General features: G+C 44.2%; 17 protein-coding genes. 9 read left to right on the plus strand and 8 right to left on the minus strand.

Annotated features, from left to right (window positions below):
• Positions 1-231 precede the first annotated feature (231 nt).
• The 3 genes from R7Q39_RS17285 to R7Q39_RS17295 all read left to right on the plus strand — a co-directional run bounded on the left by R7Q39_RS17285 (position 232) and on the right by R7Q39_RS17295 (position 3,487).
• A complete protein-coding gene (locus R7Q39_RS17285; protein WP_215809988.1) occupies positions 232-858 on the plus strand; it encodes a LysE family translocator in 627 nt (208 codons plus the stop codon).
• A gap of 169 nt (positions 859-1,027) precedes the next feature.
• Entirely contained in the window at positions 1,028-1,492 is a 465-nt protein-coding gene (locus R7Q39_RS17290) for a DUF2846 domain-containing protein (protein ID WP_005377099.1), read from the plus strand.
• Between the two features lie 336 nt (positions 1,493-1,828).
• Complete coding sequence (locus tag R7Q39_RS17295; protein ID WP_285335375.1) at positions 1,829-3,487, plus strand: autotransporter assembly complex protein TamA; 1,659 nt, start codon at positions 1,829-1,831, stop codon at positions 3,485-3,487.
• A 58-nt stretch (positions 3,488-3,545) separates the two neighbouring features.
• Here the strand turns inward: R7Q39_RS17295 and R7Q39_RS17300 are convergent, their stop codons facing one another.
• The 6 genes from R7Q39_RS17300 to R7Q39_RS17325 form a co-directional block, all read right to left on the minus strand.
• Positions 3,546-4,997, minus strand: coding sequence for a phospholipase D family protein (locus R7Q39_RS17300; RefSeq protein WP_318076483.1), 1,452 nt, complete (start codon positions 4,995-4,997; stop codon positions 3,546-3,548).
• Positions 4,998-5,098: 101 nt separating this feature from the next.
• Positions 5,099-7,138 (minus strand): carboxylesterase family protein, encoded by a 2,040-nt coding sequence (locus R7Q39_RS17305; protein WP_318076484.1) that lies wholly within the window; start codon positions 7,136-7,138, stop codon positions 5,099-5,101.
• A gap of 210 nt (positions 7,139-7,348) precedes the next feature.
• Positions 7,349-9,001 (minus strand): hypothetical protein, encoded by a 1,653-nt coding sequence (locus R7Q39_RS17310; RefSeq protein ID WP_318076485.1) that lies wholly within the window; start codon positions 8,999-9,001, stop codon positions 7,349-7,351.
• Between the two features lie 301 nt (positions 9,002-9,302).
• Complete coding sequence (locus R7Q39_RS17315) at positions 9,303-10,658, minus strand: FUSC family protein (RefSeq protein ID WP_318076486.1); 1,356 nt, start codon at positions 10,656-10,658, stop codon at positions 9,303-9,305.
• A 13-nt stretch (positions 10,659-10,671) separates the two neighbouring features.
• On the minus strand, positions 10,672-11,532 hold the full coding sequence (locus tag R7Q39_RS17320; RefSeq protein WP_318076487.1) for an HlyD family secretion protein: 861 nt from the start codon (positions 11,530-11,532) through the stop codon (positions 10,672-10,674).
• A 10-nt stretch (positions 11,533-11,542) separates the two neighbouring features.
• On the minus strand, positions 11,543-11,755 hold the full coding sequence (locus R7Q39_RS17325; protein ID WP_033005140.1) for a DUF1656 domain-containing protein: 213 nt from the start codon (positions 11,753-11,755) through the stop codon (positions 11,543-11,545).
• 426 nt (positions 11,756-12,181) lie between these two features.
• Between R7Q39_RS17325 and aspT the strand changes: the two genes are divergently transcribed.
• The 6 genes from aspT to R7Q39_RS17355 all read left to right on the plus strand — a co-directional run bounded on the left by aspT (position 12,182) and on the right by R7Q39_RS17355 (position 19,448).
• On the plus strand, positions 12,182-13,897 hold the full coding sequence (gene aspT, locus R7Q39_RS17330) for an aspartate-alanine antiporter (RefSeq protein ID WP_318076488.1): 1,716 nt from the start codon (positions 12,182-12,184) through the stop codon (positions 13,895-13,897).
• Between the two features lie 95 nt (positions 13,898-13,992).
• Positions 13,993-15,588: a bifunctional aspartate transaminase/aspartate 4-decarboxylase gene (locus tag R7Q39_RS17335; RefSeq protein ID WP_053350320.1), complete on the plus strand. Its 1,596-nt coding sequence runs from the start codon at positions 13,993-13,995 to the stop codon at positions 15,586-15,588.
• 125 nt (positions 15,589-15,713) lie between these two features.
• Positions 15,714-16,571 carry a pyridoxal kinase PdxY gene (gene pdxY, locus R7Q39_RS17340; RefSeq protein WP_005377109.1) on the plus strand — a complete coding sequence of 286 codons (858 nt, stop codon included), beginning with the start codon at positions 15,714-15,716 and terminating at the stop codon, positions 16,569-16,571.
• Between the two features lie 210 nt (positions 16,572-16,781).
• Positions 16,782-17,951 carry a patatin-like phospholipase family protein gene (locus R7Q39_RS17345; protein WP_017634571.1) on the plus strand — a complete coding sequence of 390 codons (1,170 nt, stop codon included), beginning with the start codon at positions 16,782-16,784 and terminating at the stop codon, positions 17,949-17,951.
• Positions 17,952-17,968: 17 nt separating this feature from the next.
• Positions 17,969-18,397 (plus strand): hypothetical protein, encoded by a 429-nt coding sequence (locus tag R7Q39_RS17350; protein WP_047102715.1) that lies wholly within the window; start codon positions 17,969-17,971, stop codon positions 18,395-18,397.
• 142 nt (positions 18,398-18,539) lie between these two features.
• Positions 18,540-19,448, plus strand: coding sequence for a LysR family transcriptional regulator (locus R7Q39_RS17355; RefSeq protein WP_017821360.1), 909 nt, complete (start codon positions 18,540-18,542; stop codon positions 19,446-19,448).
• Positions 19,449-19,734: 286 nt separating this feature from the next.
• Here the strand turns inward: R7Q39_RS17355 and R7Q39_RS17360 are convergent, their stop codons facing one another.
• Positions 19,735-20,886, minus strand: a complete 1,152-nt coding sequence (locus R7Q39_RS17360; protein ID WP_318076489.1) for an ABC transporter permease — start codon at positions 20,884-20,886, stop codon at positions 19,735-19,737.
• Positions 20,883-22,049: an ABC transporter permease gene (locus R7Q39_RS17365; protein ID WP_318076490.1), complete on the minus strand. Its 1,167-nt coding sequence runs from the start codon at positions 22,047-22,049 to the stop codon at positions 20,883-20,885. The genes R7Q39_RS17360 and R7Q39_RS17365 overlap by 4 nt, the downstream gene beginning before the upstream one ends.
• Positions 22,050-22,062 lie beyond the last annotated feature (13 nt).

Below are 22,062 nucleotides of genomic sequence, written 5' to 3' on the forward strand. Positions count from 1 at the left end.
GTGTGCCATGGATTCTGAGTACCTATTGAAGGTGCTAGCAAGCCTTTATTGATGGGGATGTTCATGATTTTTCCGTGATTCGTATCACTGTTCATGATTGTGCTCTTCGCGCAGTGCTGTAGTATTAGTAACGTGTTGTTAATACTAAATATAACCAATTGAAACCTGGACGTTGCATTACTTGTAGTTCGATGAAATGTTATCCCGCAAGACGTTAATTTGGAGAAAAGAATGGATTCAAACTCACTATTATTATTTGTTGTCGCTTGTCTCGCTATCAACATGATTCCTGGACCTGATGTAATTTATATTGTTTCCAATACAATGAAAGGTAAATTATCTGCTGGGCTGAAAGCGGCTCTGGGGCTTGGTGTTGGTTACTTTTTTCATACACTAGCGGCATGTTTAGGTTTGTCAGCAATAATTCTGAGTTCATCTTTGGCTTTTAGCGTTGTTAAATGGTTAGGGGCCGCTTACCTAGTTTATTTAGGTGTTCAGTCATTACTGTCTATGTGGCGTGGAGAAAGTAAAATCGTTGAAAACAAAAATGTTGATAATAATAGAAATGTGTTTGTTCAGGGGGTTATCGTCAGCGTCTTGAATCCAAAAGTAGCGCTATTCTTTCTCTCGTTTCTGCCTCAATTTATTGATACGTCTGCAAGCTCAACATCAATGCAATTATTAGTACTTGGCTTGCTGTTCAGCGTACTTGCGACGACATGTAACGTTTTGTACGCCTCTGTGGGTAATTGGGTATTTAGTCGTCCACACTCTCAGCGTTATTCAAGAACTCTTGAAGGTGTTTCAGGTATTCTACTTATCAGTCTAGCGAGTAAAGTGGCATTTAGTGATCGTTAGATACAGGGCATTTTATTCTCGTGATTATTATATGGCTAATGTTTGCTCAATCTATACGCTAAATGAGTGCTATTGCATAGTTTGAATCACAAATTTCAAAAATACCAATAAGTGAACGTATTTATTTATAGTATGGTTGGCGCGATTTTATCGTAGCTAGGTTAATAACATGAAAAATAAAGTAATTCTGTGTTCCGCATTCCTTTTGGGTTTGTCAGGTTGTGCTTCTGTTCCTACTGTTGATTCGACAGTATCAAATCAAATGAAATCATTTGAAGCACCTCAAAAGGGGAACGCAGGGATTTACATTTACCGAGAAGATGCTTTTGTCGGAGCAGCGCTTAAAAAGTATGTTTACGTCGATGGGGAATGTATTGGTGAAACCGCTCCTGGTGTATTCTTCTACCATGAGGTCGAAGGCAATAAAGAACATCAAGTAAGTACAGAGTCTGAGTTTTCTGAAAATCACTTAACTATCTTAACGGAAGAGGGCCGTAATTATTTCGTTAATCAATACATTAAAATGGGTGTATTTGTTGGTGGTGCGGGCGTAGAACTCGTAGACGAAAGCAAAGGTAAAGCAGAAGTACTAAAAGTCGACATGGCAGAAAAAGGAAACTGTTCTTCGATCTAGTTTTACAAACAGACCGCTTTTTAGATTAAAAAACACATTATCAATGTAACCCAACGCTTGATGAGATCCATTCAGCGTTGGGTTTTGTATTTTTGGCAAACAGTATACCTATTTCAGACCGCATGATTTGCCACCTCCTAGCTTGAGCCCACTTATTGTTCAAAGAATCTACTTGTGAAACGTGAATTTTCGAGAGGATTTCGTAGGGAGCAATCCTACAAACGCGATTAACAGATATGCCATTCCATCATTAACCTTGTCGAGTGTATTGCTAAACTAGGTAGCGGTGTGTCTCCTCTCATTAAACAAATAATAGGTATATCAGTTTTAGCTTCTATGCCTTTACATCATGCACTCGGAGCGCAATTTAAAATCAAAGGGCTAACACCAATATTAGAGAAAAATCTTGAAAGTCACCTTACACCACTAACGAAACTCTCTGTTTCAAACATTAACTCAAATCGACTAACGCAGATGGTTAATAATGCGTTAAACCCTTATGGCTACTATCATTCCGAGCTCAATGTTCAGAGATCAGAGAATGATCTCATCACGCTTGAGGTTGACGCGGGGGAGGTGATGTTGGTCAAAAAATCTAATATTGCTGTGTCGGGAGAGGCCAGTAACGATCAGGATTTCATCGAACTAATCAATCAAGCTCAACTTAAACAAGGGCAACCGTTGCTTCATTCTGAGTACGACACGCTAAAGCGAAACTTGATTTCATTGGCTCAGCAAAAAGGTTATTTAGATGGACGTTTTATCGAATCGTCTTTGGAAGTCATTCCAAGTTTGAATCAAGCCCATGTGAATCTGCATTTCTCTAGTGGTTCTCGTTACCAATTTGGAGAGCTCTCTGTTCTTACGTCGGGTATCGAAACGGCTCGAATAGAAGCGATGAGAACATTTGAGTGGGGCGACGATTTTGACACTGTGAAATTGAGTCAATATCAGGCCGACCTCTCCAGTACTGATTGGTTTCGCAGTGTGATTGTGAAAGCGGATTTCGAGGAGGTATCCGATGGTCATAAGGTGCCGATAGAAGTGCTCGCAGAGCCGAATTCACGCAATATTGTGCAAGTCGGCGGTGGGTATTCGACAGACTTGGGATTACGCGCTTCACTAAACTGGACCAAGCCTTGGTATAACGCACGTGGACACAGTTTTGAGGCACAAGCGTACGCTTCCAAACCGGAACAATCGCTATTACTTGGTTACAAAATTCCCACCCAAAATGTTCTAACGGATTACTACGGGATTCAGTTTGAATCTAAGCATGTCGACTATCGAGACACATCGAGTTTTTCTAATGATTTATCGTTTGAAAAACACTGGCAGTTAGACAGCGATTGGCAAAGCACCATGCACGTTCGTTATTTGCAAGAAAGTTATCGACAAGCGTCGGAGAATAACGAATCACAGTTGTTATTACCGGGGGTGACATTTTCACTGCTTGATCGCAAGAACGATCAATTAGAAGTAAAGCACCGTCACGTTTACTCATTGGAATACTCAGACCCTAATTTTTTCTCGGATTCTCGTTTGCTGCGCATTGAAGGCAACAGTGTGCTGTCGTGGGATATTAGTGAAAAACACAAGTTTCACTTTCGTTCCAATGTCGGTATTAATGTCGCTGACACTTTGAGCGATATTCCATCATCATTACGTTTCTTTGCGGGAGGTGACGGCAATCTTCGTGGTTATGGTTATGAGTCTATCTCTCCGAGAGACGAAAATGGCGATTTAACCGGTGCTCGTTACATGTTTACTGCTGGGTTGGAATATCAATATCAGGTCTACCGCCAACTGTGGCTTGGGGCATTTTATGATGTTGGTGATGCCTTCAACAAAAGGGTGGATTGGAAAAGTGGAACAGGGTTGAGTTTGATATGGAACTCAAAATACGTGCCTGTCAAAGTGGACTTTGCTTATGGTTTAGATGCCCCACAAGGAGACCAATTCCGCGTTCACTTCTCACTAGGCACGCAGTTTTAGCGTGCATTAAAAAGGCTCTCATCCTTGCAGATAGAGAGCCTTTTTAAGTCTTGATTGTTTAGAGTTCGAACTCACCATTCAGTTTCTTGAATATCCAATTAGGCGCCTTATGCCATCCACCATAGTTTGGATTCTTAGTATGGATCTCATTCATTGATTGCCACTGAGTTTGGCCTTGTCCATCTCGAGATACTCGCCAAAACAGTTCATCTTGTTGTCGAGTTAAGTAGTGCATGACATGTTCTGCAAAGGCTTCGCTTTGGACCAACACACCAAATTCCACATTGAGGAAATCCGATCTTGGGTCGAAGTTTGATGAGCCGATATAAGTCAGCCGATCATCGAGTATCACCGTCTTATTGTGATAATAAGTATCCGCATGGAAGTAATGGTCATCATTTTTCGCTTGGTTTTTGTACTCAAGTATATGAACGCCCTTATCCAACAAGGTTTGGCGGTGCTCCTCGTAATAAGCCGGAATAAAGCCAGAATCATTAGATGCAGACGAGTTCGTCATTAACGTGATGTCCGCTTTTTGCTCCATCAAGGTATCAATAAAGGCAAATTCACCATCACTTGGTACCACATAAGGCGTTGATATCACTGCTTTGGATGCAGAGGTTATTTGTTGCCAAACTTGGTGTTCTGTACGTTTTCTAAAGTAGGGTTTGTTGTTTTCTAACTTGTTTAATGAGTCGAAAACGGGGGTGATTTGCGCAGCGATGAAGTCGGGACTGGTCAGGTGTTTAACCTGTTTTTCAACTTCAGCCAGAATGATGCTTTTGTCTTTCTCACCTTTATTAAGCGCTTTAGTAAACGCGGAATAGTTTGGGGTAACGTTAACGATGTTTTCTATTGGCGTGACATGCTCGCTGTCCCAAAGTTGTTGGTAGTTCTGGTCGAACGCTCGAATAATGCTGCCTTTGAACAAGACATCCATATCAAAGAAGTTGGCTTTGCGGCTGTAACCAAAATAGTCGTCGCCAATGTTGCGTCCACCTAGAATCATCCATTGATGGTCGACGTTGAAGTACTTCTCGTGCAGACGATTGTCCAAACGTTGTTGATGAGTAGAGAAGTTGACGGCGCGACCAATCCAACCTGACTTACGTGAATCAAACGGATTGAATAAACGGATTTGAATGTTGTCGTGAGCGCTGAGATCAGCAAGCCATTTCTCGTTAAACACCAATAAATCATCGAGAGTGAGTCGAACTTGCACGCCTCGATCTGCTGCTTGCTTGAGTTCATTGAGTAGCATCAAACCAAGCGTGTCACTCTCCCAAGAAAAGTAAGTCATATCGATGCTTTGCTGAGCGTTTCTTACCAGTTCAACACGACGAGCAAAGGCTTCTGGAGCGGTAGGAATTAAGTAAACTTCGGCTTGATGCTGAGTAGTTTGCCAATTGGCTTCAAAATCCGGTTCAACTTGCGGGTAGGGCTGAGCACAGCCAACCAACAGCGCGCCGAAGATAAAGAGTAGCAGAGCACGAAGGGCGTTAGGAAACATGAGTAAACCTTCCTAATTATGTTCAAGGAATGAGGATGAAAAAAGCCAGCGAACTGGCTTTTAGGTATTCGGGAACGAGTTTTGAGTAGCTGAGGATGAAGTTACATGTGGCTAAGAATCAGCCCAAGTTCCTCGAGACCGTTGAGGCGACCTTGGCGCAGTTTTGGATCGATGCCTGAGTGATGAGCATTGTCCCAGTCTTGTGTGGATTGAATACCGCCATCGTTATCGATCAGCAATACTCGATCAGTCGCACTGTTGTATTGGAAGTCTTCAAATAAACGTTCGCTAAACCACATACGAGAGAGCTTGTTCATCATTGCTTTGTCTTTGCTACCTGGACGAACACTTGAACCATCAAGCTTTAATGTCTTGTTAAACACAAATGGTAATTCTGATGCATTACAAGCGCCCACAATACAACTGATGCTTTTGAGTAAATCACCAACATCGAGATCGCCATTTTCACCTTTGGTATTGTAAGTCCATACGTTGAATCCAGGTGTGTAGTCAAAGTAGTAGAAGCTTGGCGTTGCTCCTGTTGTTTCTTCAGTTGAAACCTTATGACGGTTTGGACCCGTGAAGAGCAAATCATGCAACGTGGTTTTGAATTGCTGCATGTTTTTGACCGCGCCATTCAGTTCGCTTTCATCGTTAGGGAAGAAGTCAGCCAGAGCAAGTAACTCAGTGGTTGAATCGGAGTTCCCCAAACCGAAAAACAACTTAGTCATCGCCTCATAAGCGGTGCTAGGCAGCAGTTCCAATAAGTTAGAAAGATCGAGTTCAATCGAAGCTGAATCGCTGAGTAATGAACGATATTCGGTGCGTAAACGGTTTAAGTTCGTTTCCGATTCTAGCCACTCCACCATGTATTCGACGATTAAGTTTTCGTCACCACTTTCAATGATTTCTGGCGCTTCTTGGCTCAAGATTTCAATAATAGTTGGGATCAAAAATGTCAGGCTCGGCAGCATGCCCAGAGTATTGCTTTCTGCACTGTTTGAGCCAATTACCGTCGGTACGATCCATTCACTCTCAATCGCTTGTTCATTAAAGTGATAGCCTGGTACTTCTTTCACTAGAAACGCTGGTGGGCGATGCTCGATGTAAGGCGCAAATGGCATCAACGTAGATAATGGGCTGTTGTCGCGTGTTGGACTGATAACCGGAATATTCGCGGCGGTCAGTACCCAGTTCTTAAGACGTTGAATCGGATCAAGCATCTCGCTCTGTACCTTCATGATCTCTTCAAGTGGTAGTAACGCAAGATCTTCAACGCTTTGCTCTAGTCTTTGGCTCTTGGCAACATCGTAACTTTTATATTCAAAGCCGTAAGCGTTGCTTTGCATGATGGCACGTTGAAAGTGCTCACCTGCGATTGCCGCATCGCCTTTTGATTGCTGTAAAATTCCCACCGACATGGCACCCGCACCTTGACCCATGAGTGTCACGTTTTGCGGATTGCCGCCGAATGCCTCTATGTTTTGTTGAACCCATTCAAGCGCGTGTTTTTGATCGCCTAGGCCAAAGTTACCGCCCTCTGGGTTGTCCAAACCATCGACCCAAACACTGCCCAACAAGCCCAAGCGATAGTTAAAAGTAACTGCAATAAACGGGTTACCATCGTCAGCACCTTGTGCAACCACCATATCACCATGAATCAGCGGTTCTGAGCCCGAGCCGTATTCAAAGTCTCCACCGTGAATAAAGACATACACTGGCAAATCTGCGTACGCTTCTGTCCCTGCTGGTCGCCAAATGTTTAGGTTCAAACAATCTTCTGATTGCGTTTGTGCCGTGGTTTTTAACTGCGGGCACGCATCACCGAACTGAGTCGCATCAATATCGCCTTCAAGTGGGACCGCAATGCTGTGCTGAAAGCGGTCTGCTTGCGCAAATTGGATACCTTTGAACGCCTCTACCGCTGCCAGCTTTTCATCCGCATCAAGAGGCGTGATGACAAGGGACTCTTTGGTCGCTTGAATGGTTGCATCGCCAATTTCCAAAGCGATTTGCTCTGGTGGTAAGGGTTGTAGTGGCTTCGGGCCGTTAGGAACGCTAGGTTTACCAGAGTCATCACTGCAAGCTGCTAAGGCAAGAGTGATGGTAATGGCTAAAGTTGAGCGATTGAGTAAAGTCATTGTTATGTCCAAAAAGTCATTTGGTGCGTACACCGAAAATGTTAAACGGCATCTAACAAGCGACGTCCTGACGCTTTGGCATTAATCCGTGAATGGTTGGATGGCTTGTTGTATTGATGGCTCAAATGGTAGGACATCGGCGACAGTTTCAGTAATCGCCTTTGTAGGATGCAGTCCTACCATCGTCTAGGGGCCGGCTCTTTATGAGAGCTAGAAACGGTAACCAAGATTTAAGGTTACTGACTCTCGAGTTTCCCCTTTGTTATAGAGAAAGGTCAGGTTGTAGTTTTTGCCGATTTGCTTATTGAAACCAGTCAAAAACGCCCATTGATTAAGATCTACACCAATGTCGTAATCGAATTCGATATCACCGCTTTTTACATGCCCGTCCATTCGAGCGTCCAGTCCTTGATATTCTGCTCCGACAAAGAACTGCGTGCGATAATCGACAAGTTGATAACCCAACATCGGCTGTACAGTAACAATACCGTCACCCCAGTCATCCAAGCCTTTTAAACGTGTCTGAGAGTACGTGCCAGTTACAGAAGCAAAGAACTCTTTGTAACCAACCGAGAGTGTCGTGCCGACACCGCGCAAATCGTATTCAAGGTGAATGGGTACGTTCAGTCGCCCGCGATTACATAGGGCAGACAAACCATCACAAAACTTGTCGCCTAAGCCCGGTAGACGATCATTAAGCTTGTCTTTTAGATACTGGCCACCTTCGCCTGTGTATCCCGCATCCACGTTCGCATCGACATTGATTTTGCCGACGTAACCAAACACGTTCCAAAAAGGAAGGATGTTCACGTCACCACGAATACTAAAACTCTCTGCGTTCACAATCCCGACGGTGTCTTCTGGGTCGAATAGGTCGTTTAGACGCACGCCATCAATAGTGAAGTCATTGAATGGGATGTTCATATCTTGGTTACGGTAAGCCATTGATACACCAAACGGCAGCGGTAAATCGATGCCTTGTCGACGCACCATATCGCCCATTAATGGGAAGATACGATCAAGTTTTACACTGGCTTCTTGCATGCGTGGGTCAGAAGCTTCGTTCAAGCGCTTCTCATCCAACACTTGCACACCAATGTCATCCTCATAGATGGCAACAGGTTTAAGAGTGCTGACCATTTTCAGTGGTTTGTTTTTGCTTGAGCCAACAATTTCAGTGTGTTTGCTCGCAATCACAAGTTTGCCAGAATCCAACTTTTGAAAGCGGATCTCTTGATGGTACGTATCTACCTTGTATTTGTGGTGTGTGAACGGCTTTTCGTTAGTGATGACCATGCGTTTTGGTTCACCGTTAACGAGTTTGATATCGACGCTTAAGAAACGGAAATAGGCGATGTCTTGTGGAAGCCCGTATTTTGAGTAGTTGAAGCTGACAATGACATTACCGTTTTGATCTTCTCTTGCTCGTACCGATGAAGAGTCAAAGCTCTCTGCGTAATTACGCAGACGATATTCTGTGCGTGTGAAGGCTTCGATTTCATCGAGTACTTTTTCGTTCTTATCCAACTCTTCAGGGTTGTACTTGATGCGTAGATCGATATTGCCCTTGCTGTCTGTGTTTTTTACAAGGAACACCGAAGAATCACGGACTTCGTTACCGATTTGAACGGTTCGGTGAGCATGCTCTACCAAGTGCTCGCCTTGTACTAGAGAACTGATGGCCAGTTTCGGTAGATCATGGCTGATACCGTATTTGTCGAAGAGTTGGCGACCTTGTTCCATGACTTCGTTGTAAGTTGTCTCTTCTGCGGCGAAGCTAAAAGTGGGGGTAGTAAGCATTAGTGCGCTCGCTAGCACAGTAAGAGAAGATGTCTTGCTAGCGCGTATTTCAAAAAAACTCATGACGATTTCCACTCTGAATAGCCTCAAACCTTCGAGACTCAGACAGTTAATGTGTCACTGAACTTCTTGTTCAGTTAGATAGATGTGTTTGCTGTGATTGATGTTGTGAATGCCGTGTTTTTAATTGCATTTCGTAAATCAATGAGAGGATTTTATGGTGGGTAGAGAAATCCCGTTAATCGCTTTTGATGGATACTATCCTCGCTTTCAGGGTGAGGCAGGAATAGGGCAGTGAACAAAGCAAAAAGCCCCGCAGAGCAAAAGCAATGCGGGGCTTTAGTTTCAAGAACGGAGGTGACGCTTAGGCCGTGACGCGAATACGGAACAGGTCGGTAAACAACTTGGCAATCATCAAAATGATCATAATGTTTACCAGCATCAGCAATGGTGTTTCAATTCGATACACTGGGGTTAAGTTGAGCGCACCCGATGTCAAAACAACCAATAAGTTAATACCTAGGATTCTATGTACTATCAGTTTTGGTGTGGAAAAGACCTTCCAAATCACGATGATGTTGATGAAGTAGAATAAGGCAAGTTGCCATAGCTCGGTCATCATTGGCATTAAGAAAATGTATTGCAGAAGGATTACCGTCCCCGTGCCTATTACTCCAAAAAAAGCATCCTTAATAATGCTCGGAGGCATGGTAGGAACGAGTGATGAGAACACACCTGCCAGCATCGGAAAAATGAATCCACCGGGAACAGGAAGGTAAATCCAGATCAGCAGTGACGTCACGAACATGGAGACGCCTTGCAGTACCTTTCTACCGTCTTCATTCAAATGCTGGATGAAGGTCCGGTGCTCATGATGCCAGACAGTATTGTTATCTCCTTGAATGACAAAAGGGACGTCGCCAACAAACGATGTACTCGGTTTTTTAATATCAAAGCTTTGAAGTTGCTGTGCTAACGTCGGCCAATCGATCTCGTTACGTTGCGGCTTATCGGCTTGTTCTAGCAATCGGTCTTGGAGCTGTGCCATCTCATTTAAACGCGCGCGCCATAGCTGACGATGCTCTTTTAAACGGTAGCTACCAGTAAGCGGTAAACCGAGCAATTGGAACATTTTTTCTATGTTGGCAGTATTGGTTTCCACTGCTTCGATATCAATGTGGTGAGGGTTATTCATGGCACTAAGCATCACCTCACGGCTTGTCTCAAAACGCTGAATGAAGTTTTGTTCCGTGTTTACTGGCCACACTAAGCGATACACAACCGAAAAGGTGATTACACCAAGAATCGTCTCCTGCATACGAAGGACGGCGAAGTGGAACGTTGCTTGATTGTCAAAGCCACCCATACAGGCGACAATTGAGCACACTGCAAAACCAATCGTAAACACATAGCCGTACTTCTCGTCGCTCGACATAAATATGCACACACCCAAAAACAAGGTGAAGAAGGTGAGGAACAAAAAGCGGTCTTGAGAGAACATCGCGATAAGAAAGAAGGCATAACCGATGCCCAATAAGGTTCCCAGCAATCGGTTATTACCTTTGTTTATCGAGTGTGCGAAGCTTTCGTTCAATGCCATCACCGCGACCGCAATTGCCGCCCAGTAAGGTTTCTCCCACTGAAACCATAAGGCGAGGCAGATCGCGATAACGATAGAGAGCGCAGCTTTGATCGCTTCTTTGGTAGAGGCGCTGAACATAACAATCACCGAATTATTTAATGATTTTGATAGAAGCCGTCATACCCACGCGAAGTTGCAGATCGTCTGGCAGTTCATCCAGTTTTACTTTGATGGGAATACGTTGAGCCAAACGAATCCACTGGAAGTTCGGATTGACGTTTGGCAGGAGATCGTTGCCTGTGCTGCCATCTTGCTTTGCAATACCGTAGCCGATGCTTTTGATTTCACCTTTTAGTTGCACATCGTTGTGCATCATCAAGGTTACGTAAGCGGTGTCTTCAGGATTGACGCCTACCAGATCTGTTTCTTTGAAGTAACCTTCTATCCAGAAGCTGTCTTCATCAATTAAGGCTACGACCGGAGAGTTGGCGACCACTTGAGAACCGACGCGTAAGTTCAAATTAGTGATGTAACCATTCGTTGGTGCATAAACTTTGGTGTAATCAAGGTTCAGCTTGGCTTCCTCTACATTGGCTTTTGCGAGTTCTACGTTGGCAACCGCTGTTTCTACCGCATTGTTTAGGTTGTTCAATGTCAGTACCGGTACGGCTCCAGGTGTGCGCTTTTCTAACTTAAGTGCGCGCTGCTCTTCGTTTTTTGCTTTTGCTAGCAGAGCAACCGCTTGCTTTTGAGTCGCCAACGCTTTGTGGTATGCCGCTTTATAGATGCTAGGGTCGATCTCAAACAGTAAATCGCCTTGTTTCACTTGCGAGTTGTCTTCGACATACACGTTAATGACTTGTCCTGTCACACGCGGCGTGATTGAGACAATGTATGCACTGACTTGACCGTCTCGTGTCCAAGGGTTGCTTGAGTACGACTGGTAATAGCTGAAAATCACACTGCCAGCGGCACAAAGCAGTAGCAATGTGATGAGATAACGTTTAATCACGGGGTTTGCCTCAAAAGATGGTAATGAATCGACCAATAACGCCAGTAAAAATCACAATTAGGCTCAGCTCTGCGAGTGCAGGAAATGCAACGTATTTGTGGATACCCAGTTTTGTAGCAATGGTTCCGACCAAAATGGTGAGCATGTAAGCCAATGCAATAACCAGCAACAAGGGTGGGAAGTAAACTTCGCCCCACACAAGTTCATGTGGCATTGAGTTCATGGTGTTTTTCTCTATTAACTTGATGAATGGGAAGATAAGGCAAATGATGGCATCCGTGATAATCGCTTTTGGAGGATCTAATCCATCAAATTAAAGGTGCTATGCGCTATATAGAGGGAATGATGCAACCAAACCGCTTTTTGGAGAGCGAAAACAAAAATTAAATTATTTTTCGATTTATCTGGTGTTTATTGCAGAACACTAAGTTATTCAATTTTCGACAATTATTGTTCAATGTTTGCGTTTGAATATACGAAGTGATGGTTTCATCCTTCAAATGGGATTACGAGTTGTGAGTTTTTGTTCCTAATATTCGCTTCGAAGCAAACGAGATGCTTTTTAAATTAAATAATCCAACAAATATGAGTGACAGATTATTCGTTAGATTATTTGAGTTTTATATTTATTAATAAGAGTAAAATTGTCATGGAAATTATTTCTAACCTTTTTGACATGGCACCATTTGTTGCTCTCTTTATTACGCTCTCTCTCGGTTATATGGTTGGTAAAATCACCATTGGTCGATTTGTTCTTGGCGGTGTTGCCGGAACATTATTAATGGGTGTAATTATTGGGCAATTTGGTGTTCATATTGATCCCGGCGTAAAAAGCATTTTCTTTGCGCTCTTTATTTACGCGGTAGGGTATCAAGGTGGTGCGCAGTTCTTCAAAGCATTGAACTTTAGAACCATCAACATTCTACTTTCTGCCGTGGTTATGACGGTTTCAGGTCTGTTTTGTGTGTTAGCGGCAGCTTGGATGTTTGATCTAGACAGAGGTACGGCAGCTGGTCTTGCAGCTGGTGGTTTGACTCAATCGGCAATCATCGGTACAGCGGGTGATGCGATCGCACGTCTTGGTGGTGTGACAGAAGAAGCGAAACACCTAATGCAGACCAACGTTGCAGTCGGCTATGCAGTTACGTACATCTTTGGTTCGCTTGGTCCAATTCTTATGGTGACATGGGTATTCCCAACACTGATGAAGTGGGATATCCGAGCAGAAGCGATTGCTCTAGAAGAGAAAAACTCAAATGGTAAGCGCGATCTTGCGCCGGGTGAATTCAACGCAGTAACCGCGCTGGTTACACGAGCATTTAAAGTGAGCAAAGATGGCGGGCTAGCAGGCAAAACCCTAGCTCAGTTAAACCAACACGCTCTAGCTGCTTGTATTGAATTGATTCAACGTGATGGCAAAGTGCAAGAAGTGGACAAATTCACAGCACTGAAAGAAGGGGATGTCATTGTTGTAACAGGTCGCCGTAATGCGGTACATCAGCTGCAAGATGGTTTGGCTGACAATGAGATTGCACTTCCTGAAGGCTATGAAGTTATTGAAGAAAACCGTCAACTGATCGCAGACAACCGCAAGCTGATTGGTAAGTCGCTGCAAGAAATTAAAGAGGCTTCGAACCAAGGCTCTATGCGCGGTATTTATGTGACAGACTATATTCGTGAAGGCAACTCAATTGAAATGACGCCGGATCTTGTGGTGAAGAAAAACGACGTCATCCAGCTTACAGGTACCGCAAAAGATATCAATCGCGTTGAGAAAAACATTGGTCAGCGAATGGGCTCAGCAAACGTGACTGACTTAATCGTGCTTGGTATGGGCATGGTGGTGGGCCTATTAATTGGTCTAATCAGTTTTAAGATTGCTGGTATTCCCGTCACTATCGGTTCTGGTGCAGGTTGTTTGATCTCAGGTTTGATCGTCGGTTGGTTGCGTAGCCGCAATCCGCATGTTGCTCAGTTTCCTGTGGGTGCCGCGAACTTTATTCGAGATTTCGGTTTGGCAGCATTTGTAGGCATTGTTGGCCTTGAGGCTGGGCCTCAAGCGGTCGACACCATCAAAGAACACGGTATGTCTCTGTTGTTCCTTGGCATGGGTGTAACGATTATCCCTCAGATTATTTCGTTCTTCTTCTCATATTTTGTATTGAAGATTAAGAACCCGGTTGAAGCACTTGGCTGTGTGACAGGTGGACGAAGTGCGAACCCAGCATTCGCGGCTTTAATGGAAAAAACAGGTAACGCAACGCCAGTATTCTCATTCACTGTGACTTATGCAGTCGCCAATGTACTGCTTACCCTATGGGGTCCAATTATTGTCGGCATTATTACTTTAAACGCAGGCATGTAATTTAAATAAATTCGAACACGCTTATCGCCTAATTAAATAGGCGGTAGGGGAAGTATTATCCAAATTTTACTAAATAATAGATTCAGGTAAATATTATGACTACGCAAAACACAACAATTGATTTTTCAAAATTTGCAGATTTAAGCCCATTTGAATTAAAAGATAAACTAATTGAAGTGGCACAAACTGTTCCTGACCGCGCGTTATTAGATGCAGGTCGTGGTAATCCTAATTTTCTTGCGACACTACCACGTAAAGCGTTCATTCGTTTGGGTGAGTTCGCAATATTGGAAGCCGAGCGCACTTATTCATACCTAGATGGTGGTTTCGGTGGCATTCCAGATGGTGTGGGCATTGTTGAACGCTTCGATACGTTTGCAAGCAAGAATAAACAAGACCAAGGCGTACAGTTCTTGGAAAAGTCGCTGAGCTACGCAAAAGACCGTTTGGGTCTAGAGAAACAAGCATTCTTGAATGAACTGGTTAACGCATACCTTGCATGTAACTACCCAGTGCCACCACGTATGTTGACGAACATCGAAACCGTTGTGAAGCAATACATTGCAGAAGAGATGTACGGCCCAATGCCAATGACAACAGACTTCGATCTGTTTGCAACGGAAGGCGGTACGGCGTCTATGACGTACACCTTCCAAACTATGTTCAACAACGGTCTATTGAAGAAAGGTGACAAGGTTGCGCTAATCACTCCAATCTTTACGCCTTACCTAGAGATTCCAGAACTGAGTGAATACGAACTGGAAATCGTTGAACTACGTCTGGATGAGACAACATGGCAACTGCCGATGTCTGAAATCGAAAAGCTTGCAGATACAGGCATCAAACTGCTTTGTGTTGTTAACCCGGCAAACCCAGCGTCTGTGAAGTTCTCGGATGAGACTCTGGATAACCTATCAAATTTTGTGAACAACGAACGTAGCGACCTGTTCATTGTGACTGACGATGTATACGGCACATTTGCGGACGACTTTGTCTCACTGTTTGCAAAACTGCCATACAACACGCTTTGTGTGTATTCGTTCTCTAAGTACTTCGGTGCAACAGGCTGGCGTTTAGGCTCGATTGCGATTCAACACAACAACGTGTTTGACGATGCAATGCGTAGCCTTCCTGAAGTGCGTCAACTTGAGTTGGACGATCGTTACAAAACGCTGACTCCGGAACCTCGTGAGATCAAGTTTATTGACCGTATCGTTGCCGACAGCCGTAGCGTAGCGCTTAACCACACAGCAGGTTTGTCGCTTCCTCAACAAGTTCAAATGGCGCTGTTCTCATTGAATTGTCTGATGGACTCAGAGAAAAACTACAAAGAAGCATGTAAACGCATCATTCGCGAGCGTTACAAAACTCTGTACAAAAACATGGGTGTAGAAATTGAAGAAAACAAAGATCGTGTGGACTACTACACACTGCTTGAGCTCGACACTCTGGGCGGCAAATTGTACGGACCAGCATTCGTTGAATGGTTCAAAGCGAGCGAGAAGGGCAAAGACTTCCTGTTCCGCCTTGCACATGAAACCGGCGTTATCCTACTTCCAGGCCAAGGCTTCGATGTAGTGCATGCATCAGTTCGAGTTTCGCTAGCAAACCTTACTCACCACGAATACGAGCTTATCGGTCGTGCAACACGCAAAGTGTTGGATGAGTACTTTGCTGAATTCAAAGGCTAATGAATCCAGCCTGATTAAGAATAAGCCTCGGCGTTGTCGAGGCTATTCCGACCAAATAAGCACAGTGCGCGGCATTGTGTTTATTTAGTCGCCAAGCTAACAAACTTCCCTATTAAGAGTGACTTATGAAAAGCATTATTTCTATTCAATCTCATGTGGTTTATGGCCACGCCGGAAACAGTTCTGCAGTCTTCCCAATGCAGAGAATGGGCCTCGAAGTATGGCCAATTCACACGGTTCAGTTTTCAAATCACACTCAGTACCAGCAAGGTTGGACTGGACAGAAGTTTGGGGCAGATGAAATTCATTCTCTAATGAGAGGCTTAGATAACATTGAGAAGTTAGGCGAATGTGGCGCGATACTGTCCGGTTATCAAGGCAGCGCAGAGCAATGTCGAGCGGTGGCCGAAGCGGTAAGTTTAGTCAAATCGCGTAACCACAGCGCGCTTTATGTGTGTGACCCAGTTATGGGTGATCCAGACAAAGGTTGCATTGTGGCAGACGGTGTCAAAGAAGCGATAAGCCATAGCTTGTTGCCCATCGCTGATGTGATTGTTCCTAACCAGTTTGAACTGAGCGAGTTAACAGGTGTGAAAATTGACTCTCTTTATGATGCGGTCACTGCATGTAAAAAAGCCCTAGAGCTGGGACCGAAAATGGTATTGGTGAAACACCTGCATGCACTAACAGATGACGCCTTCAGTATGATTTTAGCCACGCCGAAAGCAAGCTATTTGGCCCAACGCCCTAGTGTTGAATTTGCTATGCAGCCAGTCGGTGTCGGTGATTTGATTTCTGCGATTTTTACTTCTTGTTTGGTGAAGAAGATGTCTCCTGTCGCAGCCTTTCGTCATACACATAACGCCGTTTACGGTGTATTGGAGATCACCAAAGGCTATGGCACATGGGAGCTACAGACGATCAATGCCCAATACGAATTTGTCGAACCGACGCATGAGTTCAACGTCGTGAAAATTGCTTAGCGCAGTACCTAATTAACGGAGAAGCGTAAAGTTAGCATATAGAAACTTGGCATAATTGCTTTGATGGATAGCATCCTACAATCGCGATTATGGGGTTTAGCCGTGCCTAGCTATAGTAACTCCACACAACGAAACGGACTTCATTTTGACCCAATTAACTTCAAACTGAGTCTCTGGTCATACGCCAGAGAACATTAAATGAGACTGATTATGAATCGTTTAATTTCCTCTGGTGTGACGGTTGCACTTTCGCTGTTGATAGTAGCTTGTAGTTCACCTCATACGCTGGATGTTCGTGTTTCTCAAAGCAACTATAAAGATGTCGAGATCGCGAGTTCGACACCAAATGAGCCACTTCGAATGTGGGCCAATGAAGCGCCGGATTTTCTCTACTCAGCGCACAATCAAACCACACCGATCAAAGTAGAGGGTGAACAGCTCAATATTTTGGCCTTATCGGGTGGTGGCGTAAACGGCGCATACGGGGCCGGCGTTTTGATGGGGCTACAGGAAAAGGGGGAGCTAAAAGATTATGCCATCATTACTGGAGTCAGTGCGGGTGCCCTAATCGCTCCTTTTGTTTTCATTGGCGGTGATGCGATGCCAAAGATGAAAGAAGTCATGCTCAACATCAATGATAAGAATATTTTGGGTAAGAAGAACTTCTTAAATACCCTGTTTAAGGACGCGTTTACCGATGGTGAGAACCTCTATGATTTCATCGCAGACGCTTACCCTGAGCCCATGATCGAGGCGATGGCGCAGCAACACCGCAATGGTAAACGCCTCTTTATTGGCAGTACCCATTTTGATTCAGGCGAACTGGTGATTTGGAATATTGGTGCGATTGCGAACAGTGATTTAGCGGACAAATCTGAACTTATTTACAAGGTGCTTGCTGCGAGCGCATCGATCCCTGGTGTTTTCCCTCCACAATTTATCGATGTTGAACATGATGGAGAAACACTTGAGGAGTTACACGTAGATGGCGGTCTCGCAGCGCAGGTGTTCTTTAATCCGTCTAACTTCAACTATCAACAAATCTCAGATGCTTTGGGGTTAGAAAAAGCGCCTCAGTTGGATGTGATTCGCAATGGTGCGTTAAAAGCGCCGTATCGTCCACTAAAAGACAAAGGTTTGGACTTGGTATCGAAGAGTGTCTCAAGCCTTACGCTAGCGCAAACTCGTGGTGATCTCTATCGAATGAAATACATCAGTGAAATCAACGATATCGAGATGCAGTTTACCTACATTGATCAAGATTTCAGATACGCCAAAGTAACGAAAGATATGTTCGATCACCGCTACTTGCTGACGATTTACGAATATGGATTCAAAAAAGCCACCCAAGGGCAACTTTGGGTAACTGAACTCCCTTAATACAGGAAAACGATACAATGAAAAAAGCCGTTCTTACACTCATGATGCTTACCGCTTCCGCGACTGCATTCGCCCAAAGTGGAGCCCATCTTGACCAGCAAAAAGTGGATAGTGATATGCAGCAACTGTCTGCAATCAAAGAAGAAGGTGCAGCCTTTATTATGATTGACGAGAACTCGAGTTACGTGGCGGTCGAGTTCGTGGGAAAGTGGGAAGAGATCAACAACTATGTGTCACACAAAGAAGCGAAACAACGTAAATTGGAAAAAGTGAACAAGCAGTTCGTGTACTCTCAGGTCGGTGAAACGTTGGAGTCACTTGAGCAAAAAGTCGTTGACCACATTTACGCTGATCAACCTAAATATTTCAGTGTCGATGTCTACCGCGATTACCATGGTGACTCAGGAGAATTCAACTATTTAGCTCGTGTCGTTGAGTACAACTAAGTTAGAGAAAACCTACTGAAGCTAGTAGGTTTTTTTGTGTCGTCGAGAAGGAATTCAAACGCAGATTGTTTCCGTTACCAAGTAGCAATTCTACGATCTTGTGGTAATTTAATTAGATAACTCTAAAAAGTAAGCACAACCTATGAATTTTAGTTTTGAACAACTTCTCGCGTTCGTAACCGTTTATGAACAGCTTTCGTTTAGTAAGGCGGCGGTCAAACTCAATAAGCACCGAACCACAATAGGGCAGGTGATTACCAATCTTGAAGACCAACTGGCGGTCAACCTGTTTGAGCGAGTGGGGCGCTCGGTAGAACCGACAGAAGATGGTCATCTTCTTTACCACTATGCTAAGCAAACCATCGAACAAGCACGTACTTTCGATAAAGTCGCATTAAGTCTAGCTTACGGTGGGTTAGAGAATGTTAGTATCGCCTATTCAAGCGCTATACCACACCGTTTTCTTGTATTGCTTCGTATTCAATTAGCAGCAGATTTTCCGATGATGCGAGTTAACTTTCTTGTTCGTAATCGCAACGAAATTAAAGAGGGTTTACAGAATGGTGAGTATCAATTCGGTATTGTCAATGTACATGATAGTCGAGCAATACATAGTCTGGATGCGACGTTTTTAGGTCATTTTGAATTTGTTCCTTTCGTCCAGAAAGGTGGTGAACTCGCTTCTGTGGCACCAGATCGAGTATTGACAGCCTTGAGGAATAGTAAACAATTTGTACTGCGGTCTCTTATTGAAGAGGGAATGGGCGAAAAAGTCATCGTAAGTTCGAACCATGAAGAGGTCGACCAATTGGCCCTTGTAGTGAAAATGGTTGAAGCAGGTTTAGGATGGGCGATTCTCCCCAGAACGTTTGCCCATTCGGAGTTTTCTAATAATCATATAGAGCCAGTGGAAGCTTCTGAATTATTGGAAGGTTTTAAGTTTGGTTTTGGCCTATGGTGCCAACCCTCTAAGCAAGTCGGTGATGTAAAAAATTCAATCATGAAGGTCGTTACAGAATACCGAGAGAAAATAATCCGCGATATGACTTAGCGGCGACATGTATCTTGCTCATCCCTATCAACAACAAGACTCAATGTGAGTCTTGTTTTTTTGTGTCTGAAAAACGTTATCTTTCTAGCGAAGACTAATGTCTATTGGAAGGATATGACCCTCTATATGAGAGTATGGAATCCATACTTTTTGGCTTAATCTAATCTCGCTCAATGGGTAAGCCCAGAGCAAAAAGTGTTTTTACCATATGTCCGCTGCAAGGACGCAGATTTTCAGCCGGGTTTAGTTACCCGGCTTTTTTTATAGTAATAGAAAATGTCAGCTGTCACCCCAAGCTCTCTGTTACAACTGGCTTGTTACTTCGCTTAGCAATCCAGTACGCAACGCTACCCCAAAGCACGGTGAGTGCCCAAAGCGCCGTCCAATGTGGAGCGACTTGTTGCCAGGTTGCCCCCATTTGGTTTAGCGCTAAGAAAGCTTTTATCGCCCAAGTGCTTGGGCTTAAATCAGCAATCCATAATAAGGGAGTAGGTATGGCTTCAATCGGCCAAATAAAACCAGCCAAGAAAATGAGCGGCATAGAGCTCACTAGGACGACTAAGGTGACAAGTTCACGCCGAGGTAATAAGTAACCTAGCCAGAAGCCTAGTCCGCAACAACCTAAAAAGAACGGTAACAACATAGCCAGCAATTCGCCCACGTTGGCGATATGGTTTACGTTTAAGCGTTCGAAGCTAAAACCAAAATAATAGGCGCCGAGTAAATAATAAATTGCCACAAATACTAACGTTCTCACAAGCAGCAGCGATCCCGTTGATACTTGTGACCAATAGCCACGACCATGACGCTGTGTTCCCGTTTGCAATCCAACCGCCATGATCAACGTTTGTTGTAAAATCAGAACAAATACTGCCGGCACTACGTATTCGATGTAACCCATGGTTGGGTTGAACGTCGGTTTCATATTAAGCTTAATAGCAGAGTAATTATGGCTAGCCATACTCATGGGCACACCATCTATCACCATTTTACTGACTTTCACTTGGGCCCCTAATGTGCCTCCCGCTTGGGCCAATCCTTCTACCACGGTTCCGTACACGAGAAAATACGAGGCGTCCGCAGCGTAGGCCAGAGTCGGGCTTTTACCTAGCATTAGGTCTTTGTAAAAGTGTTCTGGTATGACTAAAAAACCGGTGATCTCTCGTTGTAAAAATGCTTGCTTTGCATCGGCAATCGTATGAAGTCGAGTGACTACGTTGACTTGCGGAGTGGCATCAACCATACGTTCTAGCTTTAAACTCGTCTGACTACCATCTAGATTAACAATCGCGATTGGTTGTTCACGAGGCGTTTGTTGTGCATAAGGCAAAGGGTATAAAAACGAGTAAAATACGACACCACCAAACACGGTCAACGTAACGACTGGATTGGTTAGAACGGCCTTAAGTTCCGCTTTAATCAGTTGCCACAATGTCATACCGCCTCCTTCGCTTGGCGTGTTGATGAAGCTGTTCGATGTTTACCCATCAAGGCTGCGGTAATGAGCAGAGGCATAACGTAACCAATCATAGGCCATAGCGAGCTTAAAGATTGTGCGGCCGATGCTCCATAGCTTGCTTGACTCACTTGTACTTCAATGTAATGGGTAATCGGCAATAATGAACGCCATGCATAAGCGAGCGTGTTCATGTCAGAAACTGGGAATGTAATTCCCATGAACGCGAAACTTGGAGCCGTAAACGCGCCAGCAAAACTCATCGCACGTGCAGGATCCATCGACAAGAAGAAGAACAACGCTCCCATAATGATACAGGCGATAACCGTCGCCAATTGTGCTAGTAGCATAACCACAAAACTGCCTTCCATTGGCCAATCAAGCACGGAATAAAACCAGTACAAGAACAACGCACCTTGCGCCATAAAGACCGGAATGTACTGACTTAATAGGGTAGTGAGCCTGGCGTATGGCTTTTCGCCCAAAAATGCAAAGCCATTCTTTCCACCATAAATGCGAAAGTGCGCGACAAGAATCAAAATAGTGCTTACTACAATACATATTTGCCAAATGGCTGGCACGATAGCCGTTACCAAAAATTGTGCGTAGTTATTGTTACGGTTAAATAATGCGGTTATTTGTGTCGACACTGGTACAGCCTGTCCAGCCGCTGCTAACGTTGTGGTGTTACCCTTAGCCAAGTTTCCCATTACTTCAACCTGAGCGTCGAAATAGCCTTGTGCTTGCGCAACGGCAGAGTTGATCAGTTTCGCTACCAAAATGTACTGACTGTTGTAAAAGACAGAAAGTTGAGGTTGGCGGTGCTGGAGAATATCTTGGTCGAACTTAGATGGGATGACCGCGTAAGCATAGATATCGCCTTCAATCATCGCATTTTTTGCTTCGCTTGCACTGGTGTAGTGATAGTTAACAGCCAGGCTCGACGACGCATCCAAAGATTGAATGAGCTTTCGAGAAAGTTGGGAATGTTGTAGATCAACCACACCGATTGGCAGATCCCGGGCAATGCCCGCAGAGAACACTCCCCAAATCATCATCGCGAGCAAAATCGGTATCCAAGTAAGGCACGAAAGCAACCACTTGTCTCGTCGTAAGATATGCCGCTGTGAAATCTTAATCGTCATAGCATTAACCTAG

Origin of the sequence: Vibrio sp. 947 (genome assembly GCF_033339115.1) — a bacterium.
In the GTDB taxonomy this organism is placed as follows: Bacteria; Pseudomonadota; Gammaproteobacteria; order Enterobacterales; family Vibrionaceae; genus Vibrio; species Vibrio alginolyticus.